Source organism: Serratia sp. NGAS9 (assembly GCF_009905295.1).
Classification (GTDB): Bacteria; Pseudomonadota; Gammaproteobacteria; order Enterobacterales; family Enterobacteriaceae; genus Serratia; species Serratia bockelmannii.
Window position 1 is genome coordinate 4,786,049 of sequence record NZ_CP047605.1, and the last position, 19,072, is coordinate 4,805,120.

The window sequence follows — 19,072 nt, forward strand, 5'->3', positions numbered from 1 at the left end:
TCACACGGGCTTCAGGCGTTGATCACATCCTGCACCGCCAGCTCGAACAGCGCCATGCCGGCCTCGATGTCCTGCGGCTCCACCACCAGCGACGGCGCGAAGCGGATCACGTTCGGCCCGGCGTTGAGGATCATCAACCCACGCGCAGCGGCGGCGGTGAGGAAATCGCGCGCTCTGCCGTGATAATGCGGCGTCAACTCGGCGCCGATCAGTAACCCCATGCCACGAATGGCGGTGAAAATACCGTATTTATCGCCGATATCCTGCAAAGCCTGCACATACAGCGCGTGGCGCTGCTCGATGCCGCTCAGCACCTCCGGCGTATTGATCACATCCAGCGCCGCCTCCGCCACCGCGCAGGCCAGCGGGTTACCGCCGTAGGTGGTGCCGTGAGTGCCCACCTGCATAACCGACGCAATCTCTTCGGTGGTCAGCATGGCGCTGACCGGGAAACCACCGCCCAGCGCCTTGGCGGTGGTGAGAATGTCCGGCGTCACGCCATAATGCATATAGGCGAACAGCTTGCCGCTGCGCCCCATGCCGCTTTGCACTTCGTCGAACACCAGCAGCGCCTGATGTTGGTCGCACAGTTTGCGCACGCCTTTAAGGAAGTCGGCGTCGACCGGCGTAATGCCGCCCTCTCCCTGAATCGGCTCCATCACCACCGCGCAGGTATGGTCGTCCATTACCGCTTTCACCGCCGCCAGATCGTTGAACGGCACGTGCACGATGTCGGCCGGCTTCGGCCCGAACCCGTCGGAATATTTGGCCTGCCCGCCCACCGACACGGTGAACAGCGTGCGGCCGTGAAACGCGTTATAGAAGGCGATGATTTTGGTTTTATAGGGGCTGTGGCGGGTGATGGCGTAATGACGCGCCAGTTTGAACGCCGCCTCGTTGGCCTCTGCGCCGGAGTTGGCGAAGAACACCCGGTCGGCGAAGGTGGCGTCGATCAGTTTGCTCGCCAAACGCAGCGCCGGTTCATTGGTGAAGACGTTGCTGGTATGCCACAGGGTTTCGCCCTGGCGTTTGAGCGCCTCGACCAGCGCCGGGTGGCAGTGTCCCAGCGCCGTCACCGCGATGCCGCCGGAAAAATCGATGTACTCTTTTCCCTGCTGATCCCAGACCCGGCTGCCTTTGCCGCGCACCGGAACAAACTGGGCGGGTGCATAAACAGGCAGGATCACCTGGTCAAAGGTGCTGCGGCTCACTGCGGATTTGTCAGTCATTTTCGGCTCCACCCTGAAGGTTTTTCAGCGCTATCGCGATGTTATAGTGAAAATATAATCACGAAATATGCATAAAAAAACCCTAAAGCGCAAATGCAAAACGCCTGACGGGCGAAAAAAACGCGAAGGGATTAACGCCTGAGAAAATTATCCAACAGCTGATGGCCCTGCTCGCTGAGCACGCTTTCCGGGTGGAACTGCACCCCTTCCAGCGCCAGCGTGCGGTGGCGGATGCCCATGATCTCGTCGCGCACGCCGTCGCGTTCGCTCCAGGCGGTCACTTCAAAGCAATCCGGCAGCGTATCGGCTTTCAGCACCAGCGAGTGATATCGGGTCACGGTCAGCGGATCGTTCAGGCCGCGAAACACGCCGACGCCCAGATGGCGAATCTCCGAAGTTTTGCCGTGCATCACCGCGCGGGCGCGCACCACTTCGGCGCCGAACGCCTGCCCCAGCGCCTGGTGCCCCAGGCATACGCCGAGGATCGGCAGCTTGCCGGCGAAATGACGAATGGCGGCCAGCGAGATACCCGCTTCGTTCGGGGTACAGGGGCCAGGGGAAATCACCAGATGCTGCGGCGCCAGCCGCGCGATATCGGCCAGCTGCAGCTCATCGTTGCGCTTCACCAGCACCTCGGCGCCCAATTCGCAGAAGTACTGGTAAAGGTTATAGGTAAAGGAGTCGTAGTTATCGATCAGCAGCAGCATGTTAGGTCCGGCAGAGAAAAACGCCGCCATAGTTTACTGATTTAACCCGCCGCTGCCGACGATAATTTCCGCTTACTTTTTACGGCCGCCGGTGATCGAGCCCAGTACGCCGCGCAGGATCTGCCGGCCGAGATCGCGCGCCATGCTCTTGGCGGCGGTCTGGACGATGCCGTCGCGTTTGCCGCCGCGCGGGCCGGTGGAACCGAACAGCAGCTCGTTCAATCCTTCCATCAGGCCGCCGCCCGTCTGTTGCTGTGCTTGCGCCTGCGGTTGCTGCCCCTGCTGCGCAGTGCCGACGGTGGCGAAGCCGCCCGACGACAGCTTCTCGTAAGCGGACTCGCGGTCGATCATGTCTTCATAGCGGCCATACAGCGGCGACTTGTTGATCGCGCTGTTCAGCCCTTCCGCGCCGAGCATGCCCATCTTGGATTCCGGCGCGATGACCATCGCCCGCTCCACCACGTTCGGCCGGCCCTTCTCGTCGAGGAATGACACCAGCGCTTCACCCACGCCCAGCTCGGTAATCGCCGTTTCGGCATCGAAGGCCGGATTGGCGCGCAGGGTTTGCGCCGCCGTTTTCACCGCCTTCTGATCGCGCGGCGTGAAAGCGCGCAGCGCATGCTGTACGCGGTTGCCCAACTGGCCCAGCACGCTGTCCGGGATATCCAGCGGGTTCTGGGTGACGAAGTAAATGCCGACGCCTTTGGAGCGGATCAGGCGCACCACCTGTTCAATCTTGGTCAACAGCGCCGCCGGCGCGTCGTTGAACAGCAGGTGCGCTTCATCGAAGAAGAACACCAGCTTCGGCTGTTCAGGGTCGCCCACTTCCGGCAGGTGCTCAAACAGCTCGGCCAGCAGCCACAGCAGGAACACTGAATACAGCTTCGGCTGATTGATCAGCTTGTCCGCCGCCAGCAGGTTGATCACGCCATGGCCGTTGGCGTCGGTTTTCATCAGATCGTTGATGTCCAGCATCGGCTCGCCGAAGAACTGGTTGGCGCCCTGCTCTTCCAGCGTCAGCAACCCGCGCTGGATGGCGCCGATCGACGCGGCAGAGATGTTGCCGTACTGAGTCTGGAATTGTTTGGCGTTATCGCCGACGAACTGCACCATGGCGCGCAGGTCTTTCATGTCCAACAGCAGCAGCGCGTTGTCATCGGCGATTTTGAACACCAGCTGCAGCACGCCGCTTTGCACCTCGTTCAGATCCAACAGACGTCCCAGCAGCAGCGGCCCGAGATCGGAAATGGTGGCGCGGATCGGATGCCCCTTTTCACCGTAAATATCCCACGGGATAATGGTGCAGGCCTGTGGCTGCCAGTCGGTGACGCCGATCGCCGCCAGGCGCGCCTGCAGCTTCTCGGAAGGCACGCCCTCGGCGCCGATGCCGGAAAGATCGCCCTTCACGTCCGACAGGAACACCGGCACGCCGATGCGCGAGAACTGTTCGGCCATTTTTTGCAGCGTCACCGTCTTGCCGGTGCCGGTTGCCCCGGTAATCAACCCGTGGCGGTTGGCCAACGCCGGCAAAATCACCAGATCCTGTTCCGGTTTTCCGTCTTTCATCGCCTTGGCGATAATCCGTGGTTCACTCATTTTCTGTTCCTTTGACGCTGACGCGGCGCGAAACGCGCCTGTTGATGCAATAAAGCTATAAGCGCCGCGTAACCCCGTCAAGGACAAACAAAATGGGCGCCGTCGGGACGCCCATGATGCCTGTCTTTTCAGAATCCCCCTAAGACCTGCATCACCCCCGCAGCCCCAGTTGCTCCTTCAGCGCTTTCAAATAGCGCCGGCTGACCGGCACCGGATCGCCGGCGGACATGATCATCTCCGCCGCGCCGCCTTCTTCGAAGCGGATCTCGCGCACCTGCTCCAGGTTGACCAAATACTGCCGATGGCAGCGCACCAGCGGCGTACGGCTTTCCAGCGTGCGCAGCGTCAATTCGGTGAAACACTCCATGCCGTCGCTGCGCACCACGAATACCCCGCTCAGTTTGGAACGGATCGCCAACACCTCGTCAAACCGCAGCAGATAGATGCGGCTGTGGCCGGTGCAGGGAATGTATTTCAGGTAACCGGCGCTCTCATCCAGCGCCGTCACGTCCTGCGGCGCACTGCGCTGCCGCAGGCGTTGCAGCGTCTTGCTCAGCCGCTTCGGCTCCGCCGGCTTCAGCAGATAGTCGAAGGCGTGCTCCTCGAACGCCTGCACCGCGTATTCGTCGTAGGCGGTCAGAAACACGATGTGCGGCATGCGGTTGGGATCCAACATGCCGACCATTTCCAGCCCGCTGATGCGCGGCATTTGGATATCGAGAAACACCACGTCCGGCTGCAGCCGGTGGATCTGGCTGATGGCTTCGATGGCGTTGGCGCATTCGCCGATGATCGTGATCCCCGCTTCGGCCTCCAGCAGATGGCGCAGGTTGTCGCGTGCGGAAGGCTCATCGTCAACAATCAGTGCGTTTAACATCAGGCGGCCCTCTCCATGGGAACATTGAGCGTAATGCGGGTATAGGCGTCCGGCCGGCAATCCACCTGCACACCATAGCCTTCGCCGTAGCGCACGCGAATGCGTTTATCTACCAGATTCATCCCCAGCCCGCTGCAGTTCGGCTTCGGCTGGAACAGCCCGGCGTTGTCCGTCACCTGCAGCAGCAGATGCTCGCCTTCGCAGCAGGCGCCGATTTCGATGCGGCCCACGCCCAACAGATGCGAGGTGCCGTGCTTGATGGCGTTCTCGACGATCGGCTGCAGCGAAAACGCCGGCAGCCGCGCCGCCAGCAGCGCCTCCGGCAGCGATACCGCGATCTCCAGCCGATCGGCGAAGCGCGCTTTCTCAATCTGCAGGTAGGCGTTCACATGCTCAATCTCGTCCGCCAGGCTGACTTCATCATCCGAACGTTTGAGGTTTTTACGAAAGAAAGTTGAGAGGGACTGCACCAGATCGCAGGCCCGTTCGCCATCGCGGCGGATCACCGCCACCAGCGTATTTAACGCATTGAACAGGAAATGCGGATTGACCTGCGCATGCAACAGCTTGATCTCCGACTGCGCCAGCAGCTGCTTGTGGCGCTCGTACTGTCCGGCCATGATCTGCGCCGACAGCAGGCTGGCGATGCCTTCGCCCAGCGTGCGGTTGATGGTGCTGAACAGCTGGCTTTTCGGTTCGTACAGCTTGATGGTGCCGATGACCCGCTGGTTTTCGCCGCGCAGCGGGATCACCAGCGTCGATCCCAGCTTGCAGGCCGGATTGATCGAGCAGCAGTAAGAGAGCTGATTGCCGTCGGCGTACACCACCTCGTTGTTGTCGATAGCGCGATGCGAATGCACCGAGGCGATCGGCGTGCCCGGCAGGTGGTGATCGTCGCCGATGCCGATAAACGCCAGCAGCTTGTCACGATCGGTGATCGCCACTGCACCGATACCCAGCTCCTGATAAATCACCCGGGCGACCTTCATGCTGTTTTCCTGATCGAAGCCCTGGCGCAGGATGCCCTCGGTGCGCTCGGCGATCTTCAGCGCCTTGGAAGAGAAAGCGCTGGTGTATTTCTCAAACATCGCGCGCCGATCCAGCAGGATTTGCATGAACATCGCCGCACCGACGGTATTGGCGATCATCATCGGCAGCGCGATGTGCTCTACCAGCTGCAACGCTTCGTCGTAGGGGCGCGCCACCGCCAGGATGATCGCCATCTGCAGCACTTCCGCCACCAGTGCCACGCCGCCGACGAACAGCGGATTGAACAGCAGCTCGATGCGCCCGCGGCGCATGGCGATGCTGTGTACGATGCCGCCGACCAGGCCTTCCGACACCGTGGAAATCGCGCAGGCCACGTCGGTCATGCCGCCGAGCGTATACCGGTGCAGGCCGCCGGTCAGCCCGACCAGAAAGCCCACCGACGGCCCGCCCAGCAGCCCGCCCAGGACCGCGCCTATCGCGCGGGTGTTGGCGATCGAATCCTGAATGTGCAGCCCAAAATAGGTGCCCATGATGCAGAACACCGAGAAGATCACGTAGCACAGCAGCTTGTGCGGCAGGCGAATAGTCACCTGCATCAGCGGGATAAACAGCGGGGTTTTGCTCAGCAGATAGGCGATGACGAGATAGACGCACATCTGCTGCAACAGCAACAGCACCTGGTTAAATTCATACATGGCAGCAACTCATCCAGAGACAACAAAGGGCGAACGCCGGATTTCCGGTCTGGTTATTGTCTGCCGATTAGAGCATGGGGCACGGGAGAAAACAGTGATGAAGGCAAGGCTTCGTGAGGAAGGACGGCCGACCCCGGCGGGATCGGCCAAAAAACTTACGGCAACACCTTGGCCGACAGAATCACCACCGGTTTGGTCGGCACATTCTGGTAAGGGCCGACGTTACCGGTCGGCACCTGAGCGATCTTGTCCACGACGTCCATGCCTTTCACCACTTTGCCGAACACGGCGTAGCCGAAATCGCGCTGGCCGTGATCCAGGAAGGCGTTATCCGCCACGTTCAGGAAGAACTGGCTGGTGGCGCTGTCCTTGTCGGCGGTGCGCGCCATCGAAATGGTGCCGCGCAGGTTGCGCAAGCCGTTGTCGGCTTCGTTCTTGATTGGCGCCTTGGTGGATTTCTGCTGCATGTCAGCGGTGAAACCGCCGCCCTGAACCATAAAGCCCGGGATCACGCGATGGAAAATGGTGTTGTTGTAGTACCCGCTGTTCACGTAATCGACGAAATTCTGGGTGGAAACCGGTGCCTTCTGACTGTCGAGCGCCAACTCGATATTCCCTGCCGAGGTGGTCAGCATGACGTGGGTTTCACCGGCAGCGAGCGCCGCTGGCGCCATCGCTGTCAGGGAACACAGCGCGACGAAGGTCACTAAAGTACGTTTGAACATTAACGGGTCCTTTCTCTGAGAGACAAACAACGGAAAAGCGCTTTGATTCTAAAGAGCTGTATCGGCAAGTACCAGCCATTTACCTATATTTACCCAATTACGGGACATATCCTAGGCGGCCCTGAATTTTGCTGCGGAAAGTATGGGCGCAGAAGGCTTTTTTGCCAACCGCGTCACGCATTTTTTGCCCAGCGCCGCCCCGGGGCGTTTTTTGCGATCTACCTCCCAGTTTGCACACCCGTTGCCGTTACCCTATATAAATGAGAGCGCTCTCATTATAAAAAGAACGGATACTGAGGTATCCCACGGCGGCGTAGCCGCGCAACCCCTGGAGAAATGACGTGAGTGAATTGATGACTGAAGTCAGCCCCGAGTTTGAAAGCACCATCATGGAACTGCTGGTGTTCTCCGGCAGCGCGCGCAGTAATGCGTTGATGGCGTTGCGGCAAGCGCGCGCCGGTGACTTCGCCGCCGCGGCCAAACACATGGTCGAATCCAAAGAGTGGGTGAAGAAGGCGCACCGGATCCAGACCGAGCTGATCGGCCTGGACGAAGGCTGCGGCAAGCTGGCGATCAACCTGATCACCGTGCATGCGCAGGATCATCTGATGAACGCCATGGTCATCCAGGATCTGGCCGACGACATGATCGAGCTCTATCGCCGTCAGTCACAGACGGAGGGCCGCTCATGAACACGCTCAAAATCGCGGTGATTGGCGGTGGCAGCAGCTACACTCCCGAACTGGTCGATGGGCTGATCCAACGCATCGATGAGCTGCCGGTCACCGAACTGGCGCTGGTGGACGTCGAGCCAGGCCGCCAAAAAGTGGAAACCATCGCCGCCCTGACCCGCCGCATGCTGGCGCGCCACGGGCTGGAACAGGTGAAGGTCAGCGTGCACTTCGCGCTGGACGACGCCATTCACGGCGCCGCTTTCGTGCTGACCCAGTTCCGCGTCGGGCAACTGCCGGCGCGCGCCGCCGATGAACGGCTGGGCCTGAAATACCAGCTGCTCGGCCAGGAGACCACCGGCGTCGGCGGCTTCGCCAAGGCGCTGCGCACCATTCCGGTGATGCTGGATATCGCCCGTCGGGTGGAAAAGCTGGCGCCGGACGCCTGGATCATCAACTTCACCAACCCGGCCGGCATCGTCACCGAGGCGGTGTCCCGCTTTACCAAAGCGAAGATCATCGGCCTGTGTAACGTACCGATCAGCATGCATCACATGATCGCCAACATGCTGCAGGCGCCTTACGCCGACGTGCAGCTGCGGTTCGCCGGTTTGAATCACATGGTCTGGGTGCATCAGGTCACGCAGCAGGGGCGCGACGTCACCGGCAACGTGATCGACATGTTGTGCGACGGCGCGGCGCTGACCATGAACAACATCAAGGAAGAACCCTGGCAGCCGGACTTCCTGCGCGCGCTCGGCGCCATCCCCTGCCCGTACCACCGCTATTTTTACCAGACCCGCGAGATGCTGGCGGAAGAGATGGCTGCCGCCGGCGAGCGCGGCACCCGCGCCGAGCAGGTGATGCAGGTAGAAAAAGAGCTGTTCGAGCTGTATGCCGATCCGCAGTTGAACAGTAAACCGGAGCAACTCAGCTTCCGCGGCGGTTCTTTCTATTCCGAAGTTGCGCTGGAGCTGATCCGTGCTATCCATAATAATCTCGGCACGCAATTAGTGGTCAACACCGCAAACCGCGGCGCAATCCATGGCCTGCCGGACGATGCTGTGATAGAAATCAACTGTATCGTCGATGCCCAGGGCGCGCATCCGCTGACGTTCGGCCCGCTGTCGGAACCGATGCAGGCGCTGACGCAGCAGGTAAAAGCCTACGAGCGCCTGACCATCGAGGCGGCAGTGCACGGCGATCGCCGCAGCGGCTTGCTGGCGCTGATCGCCAACCCGCTGGTGGGCAACGCCAACCTGGCACAGCCGTTGCTGGACGAGGTGTTGACGATAAACGCGCCGTACTTGCCGCAGTTCAGGTAAGCGCCGGCGCGGTATGACAGGGGTTCGGCACGCCGAACCCATTTTTTTAGCCGTAATCAGGAGTTGGACGATGGTGACACTGGAAGATGTCGCGGCGCTGGCGGGCGTATCGCGCGCCACCGTATCGCGGGTAGTGAACGGCGACAGCAACGTCAAGGCGCCGACCCGCGAGAAGGTTGAACGCGCCGTCGCCCAGCTCGGTTATACCCCCAACCCGGCGGCCCGTGCGCTCGCCTCCAGCCACAGCAATACCCTCGGGTTGGTCACGACGTCGTACCGCGGTGGCTTCTTCGGCGCGCTGATGGACTTCGTGCAGACCGAGGCCGAATCCCACGGCAAGCAGCTGCTGGTGACCCAGGGCCGCAACAGTGCCGAAAACGAATGGCAGGCGGTGCAGCGCCTGTTCAGCTTGCGCTGCGACGGCGTGATCCTGCACGTGCGTTTTCTCAGCGACGATCGGCTGCGCCAGCTGGCGGCGGAGCAACGTGATTTCGTGTTGCTCGATCGTCTGGTGCCGGGGCTGGAAGACCGCTGCGTCACCTTCGATCACCCGCTTGCCAGCCGCATGGCGACGCAGCAGTTACTCGACGCCGGGCACCGGCGCATCGCCTGCATCAGCGGCCCGCGCGAGCGCCCGTCGAGCCGCCTGCGGCTGCAAGGATTTGAAGAGGCGATGCAGGCGGCGAATATCGAGCCGGTAGCCTGTCTGGAGGGCGTCTACGATCTGGAAAGCGGTTACCGCTGCGCCGATCATCTGCTGCAGCAAACCGCACGGCCCAGCGCCATCTACTGCTGCAACGAAGAGATGGCGATCGGCGCGCTGCTGGCGATCAACGAGCACCGCCTGCGGGTACCGCAGGATATCTCCTTGATCTGTTACGACAGCGGCGAACGCGCACCTTTCGTGCGCCCGGCGTTGAGCAGCGTACATTTTCCCATCAGCGAAATGGCCCAATACGCGGCGCGCAGGCTGATCGACCCCGCCACCCCGGCGCACCGGTTTGAGCCGACGATCATCAACCGTGATTCCATTGTGACGGTACGCAAATAGATCACAATAATGCGTATCATCCCTTCATGGGTTGCATCAAAAAATCGACAGCCATCACAAAAAATCCCGTTGTCTGTGCTAGGATCCGCCCCCTGGTGGCCTGATCGGGACTTTTTTCTGCGTTTGCCAGGAAAAGCCAGCGGCCTTATGCCAGCTTTAAAACCTCTAACAGACATATTCAGGCCTATACAATGAATGACAGTAACCGCATACGGCTTACCTGGATCAGCTTCTTTTCGTACGCGCTGACCGGTGCTTTAGTGATCGTCACAGGGATGGTGATGGGAAACATTGCAGAGTACTTTAATCTGCCGGTTTCCAGCATGAGTAACACCTTTACTTTCCTCAACGCCGGTATTTTGATTTCGATCTTCCTCAATGCCTGGCTGATGGAAATCATCCCGCTGAAGCGTCAGTTGATCTTCGGCTTTGTCCTGATGGTGCTGGCAGTCGCAGGGCTGATGCTCGGCAAGAGCCTGACCATGTTCTCGCTGTGCATGTTTATCCTCGGCGTGGTGAGCGGCATCACCATGTCGATCGGCACCTTCCTGATCACCCACATGTATGCCGGCCGCCAGCGCGGTTCGCGCCTGTTGTTCACCGATTCCTTCTTCAGCATGGCCGGGATGATCTTCCCGATCGTCGCCGCGATGCTGCTGGCCCGCCATATCGGCTGGTACTGGGTTTATGCCTGCATCGGCCTGCTGTACGTGGGGATCTTCGTGCTGACCCTGTGCTCCGACTTCCCGGTGCTGGGCAAGAAAGGCGCCGATGCCGGTCAACCAGTCGAGAAAGAAAAATGGGGCATCGGCGTGCTGTTCCTATCGATCGCCGCGCTGTGCTACATCCTCGGCCAGTTGGGCTTCATTCAGTGGGTGCCTGAGTACGCCACCAAGTCGTTCAACATGGACATCGGCCAGGCCGGTAAGCTGGTGAGCGACTTCTGGACCTCTTATATGGTTGGCATGTGGGTGTTCAGCTTCATCCTGCGCTTCTTCGATCTGCAACGCATCGTCACCGTGCTGGCCGCGCTGGCTACCGGCGCGATGTACCTGTTCGTCAGCACCGACAATCCGGAGCACCTGGGCTACTACATCATGGCCCTGGGCTTCGTTTCCAGCGCCATCTACACCACGCTGATCACCCTCGGCTCGCTGCAGACCAAGGTCTCCTCGCCGAAGCTGGTCAACTTTATCCTGACCTGCGGTACCATCGGCACCATGCTGACCTTCGTGGTCACCGGCCCGATCGTGGCGAAAGGCGGCGCGCATGCGGCGCTGACCACCGCTAACGGCCTGTATCTGGCGGTGTTCGTGATGTGTCTGCTGCTGGGCTTCGTGACCAAGCACCGCAGCCACGGTCACGTGACGCACTGATTTCTTCGCATCAAATACATCAAGGGCGCCCGCAAGGCGCCCTTTTTTTGCGCCTTAGCGCCGAAAATCCACCGTCTCCTCCTGCTGCAAATGCAGCGTGGTTTCCGCCGGCCGCGTTTCGGCGATCACCGCACCCTGGCGAATCGAATAACGCACCGGCGTCTGGCGACGCACCGCGTCGAAGCCGCTTTCCGCCGGCAGGATCACCAGGTTGGCGCTGTTGCCGGCCGCCAGGCCGTAGTCGCTCAGGTTAAGCGTGCGCGCGCTATGGTGGGTGATCAGCTTCAGTCCGTCGTCGATTTGGCCATAGCCCATCAGCTGGCACACGTGCAGCCCCATGTGCAGCACCTGCAGCATGTTGGCGGTGCCGAGCGGGTACCAAGGATCGAACACGTCGTCATGGCCGAAACAGACGTTGATCTCCGCCTCCAGCATCTCCTTCACTCGGGTCACGCCGCGCCGTTTCGGGTAACTGTCGAAACGGCCCTGCAGGTGAATGTTCACCAGCGGATTGGCGACGAAGTTGATGCCGGACATCTTCAACAGACGGAACAGCCGCGAGGCGTAAGCGCCGTTGTAAGAGTGCATCGCCGTGGTGTGGCTGGCGGTGACTTTCGCTCCTATCTCCAGCTTCAGTGCCAGCGCCGCCACGGTCTCGACGAAGCGCGATTGCTCGTCGTCGATTTCATCGCAGTGCACGTCCACCAGCCGATCGTATTTTTGCGCCAGCGCGAACGCCTTATGCAGCGACTCCACGCCGTACTCGCGGGTGAATTCGAAGTGCGGAATGGCGCCCACCACGTCGGCCCCAAGCCGCAACGCTTCTTCAAGCAACGCTTCGCCGTTGGGGTAGGAAAGGATCCCCTCCTGCGGGAAGGCGACAATCTGCAGCGTCACCCAAGGCGCCACTTCCTGCTTCACCTCCAGCATGGCGCGCAGCGCGGTCAGCGTGGGATCGGAAACGTCGACGTGGGTGCGCACATACTGCACGCCGTTGGCGATCTGCCACTTAAGCGTTTGCCAGGCGCGCTGTTTGACGTCTTCATGAGTCAGCAGCGCTTTGCGTTCAGCCCAGCGCTCAATGCCCTCGAACAGCGTGCCGGACTGGTTCCAGGCCGGCTGACCGGCGGTCTGCGTGGTATCCAGGTGGATATGCGGTTCGACGAACGCCGGCAACGCCAACCCGCCCTGCGCATCCAGCACGTCGCTGCGCCACTCCTGTCCTTCCGGCTGTGGCACCAGATGCGCGATGCGCCCCTGCTCGATTGCCAGTTGCCACAATCCTTCATGCCCGCTTAAACGCAGGTTGTCGATAAACTTCAATGGACGTTTCGCCACCCTTCACCTCTGCCGTTGCGCTGGTTTTCTTCATCATACTGGCAGCGGATCGCGCTGACAAAGTCGCCGTGCCATGCCTACCCCTTGCGTTTACTCCCTGCGGGGTAATTTACCTGCAAACTGACTCGCTTCAGCTAAAGATGAATAAAATCCGCAACTTATCAAAAAACTTGAAAAATCATTTATATACCACATTGGAGGTATATGGGAGTGTGATTGATTTGCATCAATAAATTGCTCATCGGGAGGGATAAGGTAACCCTAGGAAACCAGAATTTTGAGGCAATAATGAGCAGAGTCAAACTTGCCGTCGTCGGCAATGGCATGGTCGGCCACCGGTTCATCGAAGATCTGTTGGATAAAGCAGACAAAGACCAGTTCGAAATCACCGTATTTTGCGAAGAGCCGCGTATCGCTTACGATCGCGTGCACCTCTCTTCCTACTTCTCTCACCATACCGCCGAAGAGCTGTCGCTGGTGCGCGAAGGCTTTTACGAAAAACACGGCGTAAAGGTACTGGTCGGCGAACGCGCTATCACCATCAATCGTGACGAGAAGGTGATCCACTCCAACACCGGCCGCACCGTCTATTACGACAAGCTAATCATGGCAACCGGTTCCTATCCGTGGATCCCGCCGATTAAAGGCTCGGATAGCCAGGACTGCTTCGTTTACCGCACCATCGAAGACCTGAATGCCATCGAAGCCTGCGCGCGCCGCAGCAAACGCGGCGCGGTGGTCGGCGGCGGGCTGTTGGGGCTGGAAGCCGCCGGCGCGCTGAAAAGCCTGGGGGTGGAAACGCACGTGATCGAGTTCGCTCCGATGCTGATGGCCGAACAGCTCGACCCGATGGGCGGTGACCAGCTGCGCCGTAAGATCGAGCGCATGGGCGTCAAGGTACACACCGGCAAAAATACCCAGGAGATCGTCAACGGCGGCGGCACGGCGCGCAAAACCATGCATTTCGCCGACGGCAGCCTGCTGGAAGTGGATTTCATCGTGTTCTCCACCGGCATCCGCGCTCAGGACAAGCTGGCGCGCCAGTGCGGGCTGGAGATCGGCCGCCGCGGCGGCATCGCCATCAACGACAGCTGCCAGACGTCGGATCCGGACGTGTACGCCATCGGTGAGTGCGCCGCCTGGCGCGATCGCACCTTCGGTCTGGTGGCCCCGGGGTACAAAATGGCGCAGGTGGCCGTCGATCGCCTGCTGGGCCGCGAAAACGGCTTCCAGGGCGCCGACATGAGCGCCAAGCTGAAGCTGCTGGGCGTGGACGTCGGCGGCATCGGCGATGCACACGGCCGCACCGAAGGCGCCCGCAGCTACGTTTATCTGGATGAAAGCAAAGAAGTCTACAAACGCATCGTGGTCAGCGCCGACAATAAAACCCTGCTCGGCGCAGTGCTGGTGGGCGACACCAGCGACTACGGCAACCTGCTGCAGCTGGCGTTGAACGGCATCGAGCTGCCGGAGAACCCGGACGGCCTGATCCTGCCGGCCCATGCGGGCAGCAAACCAGCCATCGGCGTGGATTCGCTGCCGGAAAGCGCGCAGATCTGCTCCTGCTTCGACGTCAGCAAAGGTGACATCATCCAGGCGGTCAACAAAGGCTGCCACACCGTGGCGGCGCTGAAGGCCGAAACCAAGGCCGGCACCGGCTGCGGCGGCTGCATCCCGCTGCTCACCCAGGTACTGAACGCCGAGCTGAGCAAGCAAGGCATCGAGGTCAACCACCACCTGTGCGAACACTTCGCCTATTCACGCCAGGAGCTGTTCCACCTGATCCGCGTCGAAGGCATCAAGTCGTTCGAGGCATTGCTGGCCAAATACGGCAAAGGCTACGGCTGCGAAGTGTGTAAACCGACCGTCGGCTCGCTGCTGGCCTCATGCTGGAACGAGTACATCCTCAAGCCGCAGCATACGCCGCTGCAGGATACCAACGACAACTTCCTCGGCAATATCCAAAAAGACGGCACCTACTCGGTGATCCCGCGCTCCGCCGGCGGCGAAATCACCCCGGACGGCCTGCTGGCCATCGGCCAGATCGCCAAGGAGTACAACCTCTACACCAAAATGACCGGCTCGCAGCGTATCGGCATGTTCGGGGCGCAGAAAGACGATCTGCCGGCCATCTGGAGCAAGCTGCTCGCCGCCGGCTTTGAAACCGGCCACGCGTACGCCAAGGCGCTACGCATGGCGAAAACCTGCGTCGGCAGCACCTGGTGCCGCTACGGCGTCGGCGACAGCGTCGGCTTCGGCGTCACGCTGGAACATCGCTACAAAGGTATCCGCACCCCGCACAAAATGAAGTTCGGCGTCTCGGGATGTACCCGCGAATGCGCCGAGGCGCAGGGTAAGGACGTCGGCATCATTGCCACCGAGAACGGCTGGAACCTGTACGTCTGCGGCAACGGCGGCATGAAACCGCGCCACGCCGACCTGCTGGCCGCCGATCTCGATCGCGAGACCCTGGTGCGCTACCTCGACCGCTTCATGATGTTCTATATCCGCACCGCCGATAAGCTGCAGCGTACCTCGGTATGGCTGGAGAGCCTGGAAGGTGGCATCGATTACCTACGCAAGGTGATCGTCGACGACAAGCTCGGCATCAACGACCAACTGGAAGCGGAGATCGCCCGCCTGCGCGACGCGGTGGTCTGCGAGTGGAAAGAGACCGTCGAGCATCCGGAAACGCAGCTGCGCTTCGCCCACTTCATCAACAGCCCGCTGCGCGATCCGAACGTGCAGGTGGTGACCGAACGCGACCAGCACCGCCCGGCGCGCCCTGACGAGCGCATTCCCGTCACCCTGATCGATACCGAGGAGAGCCACGCATGAGCCAGTGGATTACCGTTTGTCCCGTCGCCGACATTCTGCCCGGCACCGGCGTATGTGCCCTGATCGGCGATCGGCAGGTGGCGGTGTTCCGCCCCTATGCCGACGAACAGGTGTTCGCCATCAGCAATATCGACCCGTTCGCCCAGGCCAGCGTGCTGTCACGCGGGCTGATCGCCGAGCATCAGGGTGAACTGTGGGTCGCCAGCCCGCTGAAGAAACAGCATTTCCGCCTGTACGACGGTCACTGTCTGGAAGATGACAGCCGTTCCGTCGCCAGCTTCGCCAGCCGGGTGGTCGACGGCATCGTGCAAGTCGCGGCATAACCTTTCGGGAGGCAACATGTTTACCGACACGATAAACAAATGCGCCGCCAACGCGGCGCGCATCGTCCGCCTGGCGAAGGAGAGCCCGCTCGGCTTCTGGATCAGCTCGGCGATGGCGGGCGCCTACGTCGGCCTCGGCATCATCCTGATCTTCACCCTCGGCAACCTGGCCGACCCAAGCGTGCGGCCGCTGGTGATGGGCGCCACCTTCGGCATCGCGCTGACGCTGGTGATCATCGCCGGTTCCGAACTGTTCACCGGCCATACGATGTTCCTGACGCTCGGCGTCAAGGCCGGCACCATCCGCCAAAGCCAGATGTGGGCAGTGCTGCCGCAAACCTGGTTCGGCAACCTGCTCGGCTCGGTGCTGGTGGCGCTGATGTATTACTACGGCGGCGGTAGCCTGCTGCCAGTGGATACCAGTCTGGTGCACAGCGCCGCATTGGCAAAAACCACCGCGCCGGCCGAGGTGCTGTTCTTCAAGGGCGTGCTGTGCAACTGGCTGGTTTGCCTGGCGATCTGGATGGCGATCCGCGTAGAAGGCGCCGCCAAGTTCATCGCCATTTGGTGGTGTCTGCTGGCCTTTATCGCCTCGGGTTACGAACACTCCGTCGCCAACATGACGCTGTTTGCCCTCTCCTGGTTCGGCAACCACAGCGAGGCCTACACCCTCACCGGCATCGGCCACAACCTGCTGTGGGTGACGCTGGGCAACATCCTGTCCGGCTCGGTGCTAATGGGTCTGGGGTATTGGTACGCCACGCCGCGCGCCGAACGCCCGCAGGCGGCGAAAGCCGCCGTACGTCAGACCGCCTAAGTTTTCGGGGGCGCATTTCGCCCCCATACTGATTACCCCCGAGGAGTGCCGATGGACTACCTGCCGATTTTCTGCCAACTGCAACACAAAGCCTGCCTGCTGGTCGGCGGCGGCGAGATCGCCGAACGCAAGGCGCGCCTGCTGCTGGACGCCGGTGCGGCGCTGACCGTCAACGCCGTAGACTTCACCCCGCAGTTCCGCCTGTGGGCGGCAGAAGGCCGGTTGACGCTGGCCGAAGGCGAATTCAGCCCGGCCCTGCTGGTGGAAAAATGGCTGGTGATCGCCGCTACCGACCGGCTAGAGGTCAACGCACGGGTGTATCAGTGCGCCAACCAGCAGCGGGTGTTCTGCAACGTGGTGGACGATCCGAAACGCGCCAGCTTTATCATGCCGTCGATTATCGACCGTTCGCCGATCATGGTCGCGGTGTCCTCCGGCGGCAAAGCACCGGTGTTGGCGCGGCTGCTGCGCGAGAAGCTGGAAGCGATGCTGCCACAGCACCTCGGCAAGCTGGCCCAACTGGGCGGCTCGCTGCGCCAGCGGGTAAAACAACGCTTCAGCAGCCTCGGCGCGCGTCGGCGCTTCTGGGAACGGTTGTTCGCTCACGATCGGCTGGCGCAGTCGCTGGCCAACGACGACGCCGCGCTGGCTGAACGCCAGATCGAGCAGCTGTTCAGCCAACAGCCGGCAGATCGCGGTGAAGTGGTTCTGGTGGGCGCCGGGCCGGGCGATGCCGGCCTGCTTACGCTGAAAGGGCTGCAACAAATCCAGCAGGCCGACGTGGTGGTTTACGACCGGCTGGTCTCCGAAGAGATCATGACGCTGGTGCGCCGCGACGCCGAGCGTATCTTCGTCGGCAAATGCGCCGGCCACCACTGCGTGCCGCAGGAGCAGATCAATCAAATCCTGCTGCAGCAGGCGCAGCAAGGCAAACGCGTGGTGCGCCTGAAAGGGGGCGATCCCTTTATCTTCGGCCGCGGCGGCGAAGAGCTGGAGACGCTGGCAGACGCCAACGTGCCGTTCTCGGTGGTGCCGGGCATTACCGCCGCCTCGGGCTGTTCCGCCTACAGCGGCATCCCGCTCACCCACCGCGACCATGCGCAGAGCGTGCGCCTGGTGACCGGCCACGCCAAGGCCGACGGTGGATTGGATTGGGCGACGCTGGCCGCCGGGCAACAGACGCTGGTGTTCTATATGGGGCTATCGCAAGCGGCTGAAATCCAGCGCCAGCTGATCGCTAACGGGTTGCCAGCCGCCACGCCGGTGGCACTGGTGGAAAACGGCACCTCTTGCCGCCAACGGGTGATCGAAGGGGAGCTCCGCCAACTGGGTTCCCTGTCATTGCAGGCCGCCAGCCCCAGCCTGATCATCGTCGGCAGCGTGGTCAGCCTGCGCAGCAAGCTCAATTGGTTCGCCAGCGAAGAATCGCCTGCCAACCTGGCGCAAATGGCGTAAGACCGACGTAAAAAAAGCGGCCTGTGGCCGCTTTTTCTATTTGCGCCGGCGTTATGCCTGCGGCGGTACGAAACCGACAGCCTGATAGACCTTCGCCAGGGTTTCCTGCGCGCGTGCGCGGGCCTTGGCGGCGCCGTCGCGCATCACCTGCTGCAGGTAGGCTTCATCGTTGCGGAAGCGATGGTAGCGCTCCTGCAGCTCACCCAGCATGCCGGAGACGGCTTCCGCCACCGCGCCTTTCAGGTGGCCGTACATCTGGCCTTCGAACTCGGCTTCCAACTGCGCAATGCTCTTGCCGGTCACACCGGCGAGGATATCCAGCAGGTTGGAGACGCCCGCTTTGTTAACCACGTCGTAACGCACGACAGGCGGCTCTTCCGAGTCGGTCATTGCGCGTTTGATCTTCTTGGTCACCGCTTTCGGATCTTCCAGCAGGCCGATCACGTTGTTGCGGTTGTCGTCCGACTTGGACATCTTCTTGGTCGGCTCCTGCAGCGACATCACGCGCGCGCCGGATTTAGGAATAAACGGCTCCGGCACTTTGAACACGTCGCCGTACAGCGCGTTGAAACGCTGGCCCACGTCGCGGCTCAGCTCCAAGTGTTGTTTCTGGTCTTCGCCCACCGGCACCTGGTTGGTTTGATACAGCAGGATGTCTGCCGCCATCAGCACCGGATAGCTGAACAACCCGGCGTTGATGTTCTCGGCGTAGCGCGCGGATTTGTCCTTGAACTGCGTCATGCGGCTCAGTTCGCCGAAATAGGTGTAGCAGTTCAGCACCCAGCTCAGCTGCGTGTGCTCAGGCACGTGCGACTGCACGAAGATGGTGCTTTTTTCCGGATCGATACCGCAGGCCAGGTACAGCGCCAGCGTATCCAGCGTGGCCTTGCGCAGCTTCTCGGCGTCCTGGCGAACGGTGATGGCATGCAGATCGACGATGCAGTAGATGCAGTCGTAGTCGTCCTGCATCTGCACCCACTGACGCAGCGCACCCATGTAGTTGCCGATGGTCAGTTCGCCGGACGGCTGCGCGCCGCTAAATACGATGGGCTTACTCAT

The 19,072-nt window shown here is 61.3% G+C and carries 16 protein-coding genes; 8 read left to right on the forward strand and 8 right to left on the reverse strand.

The window, feature by feature from the left end; all coding sequences use genetic code 11:
- Positions 1–11: 11 nt before the first annotated feature.
- From GUC32_RS22775 to ppiA, 6 genes are all read right to left on the reverse strand, one after another.
- On the reverse strand, positions 12–1,229 hold the full coding sequence (locus GUC32_RS22775; protein ID WP_025304519.1) for an aspartate aminotransferase family protein: 1,218 nt from the start codon (positions 1,227–1,229) through the stop codon (positions 12–14).
- 131 nt (positions 1,230–1,360) lie between these two features.
- Complete coding sequence (locus GUC32_RS22780) at positions 1,361–1,936, reverse strand: aminodeoxychorismate synthase component II (RefSeq protein ID WP_127147032.1); 576 nt, start codon at positions 1,934–1,936, stop codon at positions 1,361–1,363.
- A gap of 72 nt (positions 1,937–2,008) precedes the next feature.
- The gene (locus GUC32_RS22785) at positions 2,009–3,532 is read right to left on the reverse strand and encodes a helicase HerA-like domain-containing protein (protein ID WP_369435450.1); all 1,524 of its coding nucleotides are present in this window, start codon (positions 3,530–3,532) and stop codon (positions 2,009–2,011) included.
- 151 nt (positions 3,533–3,683) lie between these two features.
- Positions 3,684–4,409: a two-component system response regulator BtsR gene (btsR, locus tag GUC32_RS22790; RefSeq protein ID WP_025304522.1), complete on the reverse strand. Its 726-nt coding sequence runs from the start codon at positions 4,407–4,409 to the stop codon at positions 3,684–3,686.
- The gene (locus GUC32_RS22795; protein WP_025304523.1) at positions 4,409–6,094 is read right to left on the reverse strand and encodes a sensor histidine kinase; all 1,686 of its coding nucleotides are present in this window, start codon (positions 6,092–6,094) and stop codon (positions 4,409–4,411) included. Before GUC32_RS22795 ends, btsR begins: the two co-directional genes overlap by 1 nt.
- 155 nt (positions 6,095–6,249) lie before the next feature.
- Entirely contained in the window at positions 6,250–6,819 is a 570-nt protein-coding gene (gene ppiA / locus GUC32_RS22800) for a peptidylprolyl isomerase A (RefSeq protein WP_025304524.1), read from the reverse strand.
- Between the two features lie 353 nt (positions 6,820–7,172).
- Here ppiA and GUC32_RS22805 point away from each other — a divergent pair, with 353 nt between their 5' ends.
- The 4 genes from GUC32_RS22805 (at position 7,173) to tsgA (ending at position 11,242) form a co-directional block, all read left to right on the forward strand.
- Positions 7,173–7,511 (forward strand): PTS lactose/cellobiose transporter subunit IIA, encoded by a 339-nt coding sequence (locus tag GUC32_RS22805; RefSeq protein ID WP_369435785.1) that lies wholly within the window; start codon positions 7,173–7,175, stop codon positions 7,509–7,511.
- Positions 7,508–8,815, forward strand: coding sequence for a 6-phospho-beta-glucosidase (locus tag GUC32_RS22810; protein ID WP_025304526.1), 1,308 nt, complete (start codon positions 7,508–7,510; stop codon positions 8,813–8,815). The genes GUC32_RS22805 and GUC32_RS22810 overlap by 4 nt, the downstream gene beginning before the upstream one ends.
- Positions 8,816–8,885: 70 nt before the next feature.
- A complete protein-coding gene (locus GUC32_RS22815; RefSeq protein ID WP_049294942.1) occupies positions 8,886–9,866 on the forward strand; it encodes a LacI family DNA-binding transcriptional regulator in 981 nt (326 codons plus the stop codon).
- Between the two features lie 191 nt (positions 9,867–10,057).
- Entirely contained in the window at positions 10,058–11,242 is a 1,185-nt protein-coding gene (gene tsgA, locus GUC32_RS22820; RefSeq protein WP_025304528.1) for an MFS transporter TsgA, read from the forward strand.
- Between the two features lie 54 nt (positions 11,243–11,296).
- On the opposite strand, the gene GUC32_RS22825 is transcribed toward tsgA, so the two are convergent.
- Positions 11,297–12,565, reverse strand: a complete 1,269-nt coding sequence (locus GUC32_RS22825; RefSeq protein ID WP_275585106.1) for a cytosine deaminase — start codon at positions 12,563–12,565, stop codon at positions 11,297–11,299.
- Positions 12,566–12,868: 303 nt separating this feature from the next.
- On the opposite strand from GUC32_RS22825, the gene nirB reads away from it, so the two are divergent.
- Genes nirB through cysG form a run of 4 tightly spaced genes read left to right on the forward strand, consistent with a single transcriptional unit; the run spans position 12,869 to position 18,013 of the window.
- A complete protein-coding gene (gene nirB / locus GUC32_RS22830; RefSeq protein ID WP_127146883.1) occupies positions 12,869–15,418 on the forward strand; it encodes a nitrite reductase large subunit NirB in 2,550 nt (849 codons plus the stop codon).
- Positions 15,415–15,741 carry a nitrite reductase small subunit NirD gene (gene nirD / locus GUC32_RS22835; RefSeq protein ID WP_019456155.1) on the forward strand — a complete coding sequence of 109 codons (327 nt, stop codon included), beginning with the start codon at positions 15,415–15,417 and terminating at the stop codon, positions 15,739–15,741. Before nirB ends, nirD begins: the two co-directional genes overlap by 4 nt.
- A gap of 16 nt (positions 15,742–15,757) precedes the next feature.
- Complete coding sequence (nirC, locus tag GUC32_RS22840) at positions 15,758–16,558, forward strand: nitrite transporter NirC (RefSeq protein ID WP_049206055.1); 801 nt, start codon at positions 15,758–15,760, stop codon at positions 16,556–16,558.
- A 51-nt stretch (positions 16,559–16,609) separates the two neighbouring features.
- A complete protein-coding gene (gene cysG, locus GUC32_RS22845; RefSeq protein WP_197824457.1) occupies positions 16,610–18,013 on the forward strand; it encodes a siroheme synthase CysG in 1,404 nt (467 codons plus the stop codon).
- A 51-nt stretch (positions 18,014–18,064) separates the two neighbouring features.
- On the opposite strand, the gene trpS is transcribed toward cysG, so the two are convergent.
- A complete protein-coding gene (gene trpS, locus GUC32_RS22850) occupies positions 18,065–19,072 on the reverse strand; it encodes a tryptophan--tRNA ligase (RefSeq protein WP_025304534.1) in 1,008 nt (335 codons plus the stop codon).